This window comes from Rhodococcus sp. YH1 (assembly GCF_009939605.1).
Lineage (GTDB): Bacteria > Actinomycetota > Actinomycetes > Mycobacteriales > Mycobacteriaceae > Rhodococcus > Rhodococcus aetherivorans.
The window spans coordinates 43075-49309 of record NZ_WVTE01000223.1 but is presented as its reverse complement, the minus strand read 5'-3'; the positions used below and the strand labels follow the sequence as shown (position 1 = coordinate 49309).

Annotated in this window: 5 protein-coding genes and 1 tRNA gene; 1 reads left to right on the top strand and 5 read right to left on the bottom strand. The window is 70.3% G+C overall.

The genetic code is table 11. The features are described 5' to 3' along the window. Positions 1-292: 292 nt before the first annotated feature. From AIIKEEIJ_RS18680 to AIIKEEIJ_RS18670, 3 genes are all read right to left on the bottom strand, one after another. Entirely contained in the window at positions 293-490 is a 198-nt protein-coding gene (locus AIIKEEIJ_RS18680; RefSeq protein ID WP_029547229.1) for a hypothetical protein, read from the bottom strand. A 286-nt stretch (positions 491-776) separates the two neighbouring features. Then, positions 777-849 (bottom strand) — tRNA-Thr (locus AIIKEEIJ_RS18675). Positions 850-914: 65 nt separating this feature from the next. After that, entirely contained in the window at positions 915-2102 is a 1188-nt protein-coding gene (locus AIIKEEIJ_RS18670) for a DNA polymerase III subunit delta' (RefSeq protein ID WP_029547228.1), read from the bottom strand. 94 nt (positions 2103-2196) lie between these two features. Here AIIKEEIJ_RS18670 and AIIKEEIJ_RS18665 point away from each other — a divergent pair, with 94 nt between their 5' ends. After that, positions 2197-2583 (top strand): VOC family protein, encoded by a 387-nt coding sequence (locus tag AIIKEEIJ_RS18665; protein WP_050034523.1) that lies wholly within the window; start codon positions 2197-2199, stop codon positions 2581-2583. Between the two features lie 4 nt (positions 2584-2587). Here AIIKEEIJ_RS18665 and AIIKEEIJ_RS34070 read toward each other — a convergent pair whose 3' ends face one another. Further along, complete coding sequence (locus AIIKEEIJ_RS34070) at positions 2588-3262, bottom strand: helix-turn-helix domain-containing protein (protein ID WP_006940060.1); 675 nt, start codon at positions 3260-3262, stop codon at positions 2588-2590. A 32-nt stretch (positions 3263-3294) separates the two neighbouring features. After that, positions 3295-6228, bottom strand: a complete 2934-nt coding sequence (gene topA, locus AIIKEEIJ_RS18655) for a type I DNA topoisomerase (RefSeq protein ID WP_029547225.1) — start codon at positions 6226-6228, stop codon at positions 3295-3297. Positions 6229-6235: the final 7 nt, after the last annotated feature.

The following is a 6235-nucleotide window of genomic DNA, read 5'->3' as shown; positions in this document are numbered from 1 at the left end:
GAACACGCGCACACCATCGCTCCGCACTTTTCAGTGCTTCACTCCGGGGCAACCGTTCCAGCCTAACATCGGGGGCTTTCGGAATCAAAATCCGCGGCCGATCCGATCTCAGGAGCGATTGGAAACCCTACCAGAAGGTTTTCAATCGGGTTAATCAGGCGCCTTCGTCCAACCTCGTTTTCCCGGGCCCCTGCGGGCCGGGTCGGTGTCCGTGTCGCTCTGACCTGGAATAAGTTACGTGAACATTGCGCTCTCACCAAATCGCCTGGTCAGACCGCTTTTCTGCGCCGAGTCAGGGCACCCAGTACTTCACGGCCAGCTCCTCCACGACGGCATCGCCCTCGGCGGCCTGCTCCAGCAGCGCCAGGTCGAGGTCGATGTCGATGAGCCGGGGGTTGTCCCCTTCGGCGTCACCGAGAGGGCGCCCGCCGTCTTCGCCGCGCTGGCGCAGAATCTTCGCTCGCACCCGCTCTTTCAACGACTCACTCATAAGTCGAGTGTACTGAGGGGGCGCCGCCCGAGCGGGGTGCCGAGCGGCGAAGACCGACCTAGTGGTCGTCGTCGCGCCGGCGGAACACGCGCATCGCGGTGGGGATGAGAACGACCAGAGCGCCGACGATCAGAACGATCGAGAAAATTTCCAGAAGCACACGTGCCATCATCCGGCACGGAGGGCGCCGGCGGGCGACTTCGTCGTGGGCGAGCGGACCGGAAGGGTCCCCCGGTCGACGAAGGCCCTCCACCCGTCTTCCGGGTGAAGGGCCTTCGTCGCTCCGAGCTGCCTGCGAGAATCGAACTCGCGACCTTTTCATTACGAGTGAAATGCTCTACCGACTGAGCTAAGGCAGCGTGCCTGACGGCGCGCACGAGTTTAGCGCCTACCCCCCTGTCCAATGCAAACCACCCCTCGCCGCCTACCGGAATGCCGAGCTCAGCCGGGCCGCCATGGCGGCCACCGCGAAGCGCGGTTTGACGTTCTGTGCGAGAACCTCACGGCATTCGAGGATCGCCTCGATGCAGGTCAGCAACGCCTCCGGCCGGGCCCGCGAAGCCAGGTCGGAGGCACGCTCGGCCATGTCGGGATGGTTGGCGGTGCCGGAAGCGCCCAGGGAACGTGCCAGCGCATCCCGGTAGAGACCGGCCAGATCGATGAGGGCGCGGTCCATGATGTCGCGCTCGGTCCGCGTGCGCCTGGACTTCTGGGTGCGTTCGAGGTCCTTGAGGACGCCGGCCGCACCGCGGAGCGCCCCGGCGGCGCCCTTACCGGTGCCACCGGCGCCGAGAGCCGTCCGGAGTTCCTCGGTCTCGCGCTCGTCGCGCGCGACGCTGATCTCCTTCGCCTCGGCCTCGGCACGCTGGACCAGCTCGTCTGCGGCGGTGTAGGTGGTCGCGGGGCGGAGCACGGCTTCGGCCAGATCCAGCGCACGCCGCCGGCTGGCGCGGGCGGACTCGTCGGTGGCCAGACGCCGGGCACGGCCGACGTGGCCGCCGCTGATCGACGCCGCCCAGCTCGCGGTCTCGGCGTCGAGCCCGTCGCGTTCGCGCAGGACCCGGGCGATCGCGTCCGGGCTGGGCGTGACGAGTGCGACGTGCCGGCATCGCGAGCGCAGGGTCACGGAGATGTCCTGCGGATCGATCGACGGCGCGCACAGCAGGAACACCGTGCGTTCGGGCGGTTCCTCGACGACCTTGAGCAGCGCGTTCGCGGCGCCCTCGGTGAGCCGGTCCGCGTCCTCGATCACCACGACCTGCCACTGCCCGGTGCTCGGGCGACGCGAGGCGGTCCGAACGATGTCGCGCATCGCCTTGACGCTGATCGTGAGCCCCTCGGGGATCACCCGACGGACGTCGCCGTGGGTGCCGGCCATGGTGGTGCTGCATGCGTGGCAGTGACCGCAGCCCGGTGCCGCGGGGTCGGTGCACTGCAGGGCGGCGGCGAAGCAGAGGGCGGCGATCGACCGCCCGGAGCCGGGGGGCCCGGTGAACAGCCACGAGTGCGTCATCCGAGAACCGGCTCCGCCCCCGCGCGCGGCGGTGGCCGCGGCGGTCAGTTCGGTCTCCACGTCGCGCTGGCCGACGAGACGTTCGAAGACACCGGGCATGGCCTCAGCGTAGCGACCGGCTCCGACGCGGCCGGTGCGTCGGCCGTCCGAAACCTTCAAGACGGCGACGTCGCGGCGGCCTAGCGTCACCGTCATGACTGCACAACTCGCGCTGGTCGGGCTCGTCGTCGCCGACATGACCCGTTCCTTCGACTGCTATCGCCGCCTCGGGCTGGACCTGCCCGCCGGCTCCGACGAACCGCACTACGAGACGACGCTGCCGGGCGGGCTCCGCCTGGCGTGGGACACCCTCGAATCGGTCCGGACCTTCCATCCGGGCTTCCGGCCGGGCACCGGTGGTCCTGCACTCGCGTTCGACTGTGGTTCACCAGCGGATGTGGACGCGACGTACCGCGACCTGCTGGAGGCGGGATGCACGAGCGTGCTCGAACCGTGGGACGCGTTCTGGAAGCAGCGGTATGCGAGCGTGCACGATCCCGACGGGCACAGCATCGAACTGTTCGCGGCCTTGCCCGCGTGACCGCTCAGCGAACGAGCGCGCCGAGCGTAACGCCGGAGAGGGCGCGTACCTCCCGTGCGAGGTGGGCCTGGTCGCTGAAACCGCACTCGGCCGCGACGTCGGAGAACGACCGGCCGGCGCGCGCGAGACCGACCGCGCGACGGAATCGCAGCACGCGCGCCAGCGTCTTCGGACCGTAGCCGTAGACCCGCAGCGCGTGCCGGTGCAACCGCCGCGCACTCCAACCCATCGACGTCGCCACCTCGGCGACGGACGCTCCGGCGCCGAGCTGCGACGCGATGCCCGTCTCGACGCTGCGGTCGACGCCGTCCAGGCGGCGCCGCGTCTCGTGCAGGAGCGCACCGAGCGGGTCGGACTCCGCGGCCGACACCAGGCGACGAACGTGCGCCTCGGGCCGGATGCGGTCCAGCGGTACGCGCGCGTCGCGCAGCTCGGCCGCGTCCACCCCGAGCACCGCCGGCCCCACCCCGGGACCGAACCGCACCGCGGTCAGGTCCCGGCGGGTGCCCAGGTCGGAGAACTGGGCGCGGGTATCCGGTCCTGCCACCAGGAAGCCGTCCTCGTGCCAGATCAGATCCGTGCAGCCGTCGGGCAGCACGGACGTTCCGGCCGTACCCGCGGTCCTCGTCGCCGTCCACACGAGCACGCCGGGTATGCCGGACGCCGCCTCGCGGTACACACGGCGAGGATAGGCCGCCGCTCCGGGGAGGGTCACTCCTTCTTCGCGGCGGCCTTCTTCGCGGTCGTCTTCTTTGCCGCGGTCTTCTTGGCGGCCGTCTTCTTGGCCGGAACCTTCTTGGCCGCGGTCTTCTTCGCGGTCTTCTTCGCCGGGCCCCGGGCGCGACGATCCGCGAGCAGCTCGGAGGCGCGTTCGTCGGTGATGGTGTCGACCTCGTCGCCCTTGCGGAGGCTGGCGTTGGTCTCGCCGTCCGTGACGTACGGGCCGAAGCGCCCGTCCTTGATCACCATCGGGCTGCCACTGACCGGGTCGGTGCCCAGCTCCCGCAGCGGCGGCGTGGCGGCGGCCTGCCGACCGCGGCGCTTGGGCTCGGAGTAGATCTTCAGCGCCTCCTCGAGGGTGACGGTGAACATCTGCTCCTCGTCGGCCAGCGACCGCGAGTCGGTGCCCTTCTTCAGGTACGGCCCGTAGCGGCCGTTCTGGGCGGTGATCTCCTCGCCCGTCGCGGGGTCGACCCCGACCACCCGCGGCAGCGACAGCAGCCGCAGGGCGTCCTCGAGCGTCACCGTCGACAGTTCCATCGACTTGAGCAGCGAGGCCGTGCGCGGCTTGGGGCCGGCCGCCTTCTTGGCGGCCTTCTTCGCCGGCGCCTTCTTCGCGGCCTTCTTCGTCACGGTGGCCGTGCCACCACCAGTCGCGGTGCCGCCCGCCGAGGGTGCCTCCTCGACCGGGATGGGCGTGATGTCCGGTTCCGGCTCCGGCTCCGGTTCGCGCAGCAGCTCGGTCACGTACGGACCGAAGCGGCCCTCCCGCGCGACGATCTCGTTGCCGCTGGCCGGGTCGACGCCGAGGACCCGGCCCTCCTGCGGGGTCGAGAACAGCTTCTCCGCGTACTCGAGCGTCAGCTCGTCCGGCGGCAGGTCGTCGGGCAGGTTCGCCCGCTGGGAGACCGGTTCCCCGTCGGGGGAGTCGGGATTGGGGACCATCCGCTCGAGATAGGGGCCGAACCGGCCGACGCGCACGTGGATCTCCCGGCCCTCGGCGTCGTCGAACAGCCGGATCGAGTTGATCTCGCGGGCGTCGATGTCCTCGAGGTTCTCTCCGACCATCTTCTTCAGGCCGCCCTCGCGCGCCACCGAGTTCTCGGCGCCGTGGGCACCACCGAAGTAGAAGCTCGTCAGCCAGTCGGTGCGCTGCTCGTGGCCGCCCGCGATCTCGTCGAGGTCGTCCTCCATGGCGGCGGTGAAGCCGTAGTCGACGAGGCGTCCGAAGTGCGCCTCGAGCAGCCCGATGACCGCGAACGCCACCCACGACGGGACCAGGGCGCTGCCACGCTTGTAGACGTAGCCGCGGTCGAGGATGGTCTTGATGATCGACGCGTACGTCGACGGCCGGCCGATGCCGAGATCCTCGAGCGCCTTGATCAGGCTGGCCTCGGTGTAGCGGGCCGGCGGGTTGGTCGAGTGGCCGTCCGGATCGAGCTCGGTCGCGGTGACGCGCTGTCCCTCGGACAGGTTGGGCAGCCGGGACTCGGCGTCGTCGGACTGGCCGCCGGCCTCCTCGTCGACGCTCTCGACGTACGCCTTGAGGAAGCCCGGGAAGGTGATGGTGCGGCCCGACGAGGAGAACGTGCACTCCTCGCCGCTCGCGGCGGTGCCGGTGATGCGCAGCGTCAGGGTGGTGCCCCGCGCGTCGGCCATCTGGGAGGCGACGGTGCGCTGCCAGATGAGCTCGTAGAGCCGGTACTCGTCGGTGTCGAGGCGTGAGTGCAGCTCGCCGGGCGTGGCGAACACGTCGCCGGCCGGACGGATCGCCTCGTGCGCCTCCTGCGCGTTCTTCACCTTGCGGGTGAACTGCCGCGGGGTGGGGTGCACGTACTGCGCGCCGTACAACTCGGTGGCCTGCGCCCGGGCGGCGGAGATCGCGCTCTCGGACAGGGTCGTCGAGTCGGTACGCATGTACGTGATGTAGCCGTTCTCGTACAGGCGCTGCGCGATGCGCATCGTGCGCTCTGACGAGAACCGCAGCTTGCGGCCCGCCTCCTGCTGCAGGGTCGACGTCATGAACGGCGCGTACGGCTTGCGGGTGTACGGCTTGCTCTCGACCGACGTCACCGTCAGGTCGACACCGTGCAGGGCCTCGGCGAGCCGTCGCGCGTACGCCTCGTCGAGCACGACGACGCCGGTGGACTTGAGCTGCCCGTCGGGTCCGAAGTCGCGGCCGGCCGCGACGCGGGCGCCGTCGACACCGACGAGCCGGGCCCCGAACGAGCGGGGGCTCGCGTCGGCGCCGGCGTCGAGCGTGGCGGCGATGTCCCAGTACGTCGCGGACCGGAAGGCCATGCGCTCGCGTTCGCGCTGCACGATGACCCGGGTGGCGACGGACTGCACGCGGCCCGCCGACAACCGCGGCATGACCTTCTTCCACAGCACCGGGCTGACCTCGTAGCCGTAGAGGCGGTCGAGGATGCGGCGGGTCTCCTGGGCGTCGACGAGGTTGTTGTCGAGGTCGCGGGTGTGTTCCGCGGCGGCCCGGATGGCCGGCTCGGTGATCTCGTGGAACACCATCCGGCGGACCGGGACCTTCGGCTTGAGGGTCTCGAGCAGGTGCCAGGCGATGGCCTCGCCCTCACGGTCGGGGTCGGTCGCGAGGTACAGCTCGTCCGCGTCCTTCAGCAGCCCCTTCAGTTCGGTGACCTTGGACTTCTTCTCGGGACTGACGACGTACAGCGGCTCGAAGCCGTGGTCGACGTTCACGCCGAGCCGGGCCCACGACTCGCCCTTGTACTTGGCCGGCACGTCGGCGGCACCGCGCGGCAGGTCACGGATGTGCCCGACGGAGGCCTCGACGACGTAGTCCCGGCCCAGGTAGGGCGCGATCTTCTTCGCCTTGGTCGGGGACTCGACGATCACGAGCCGACGCGTGCCCGACGAGCCGTTCGACGTGCTGTTGTCCCGTGCTGCCACAGCGCTG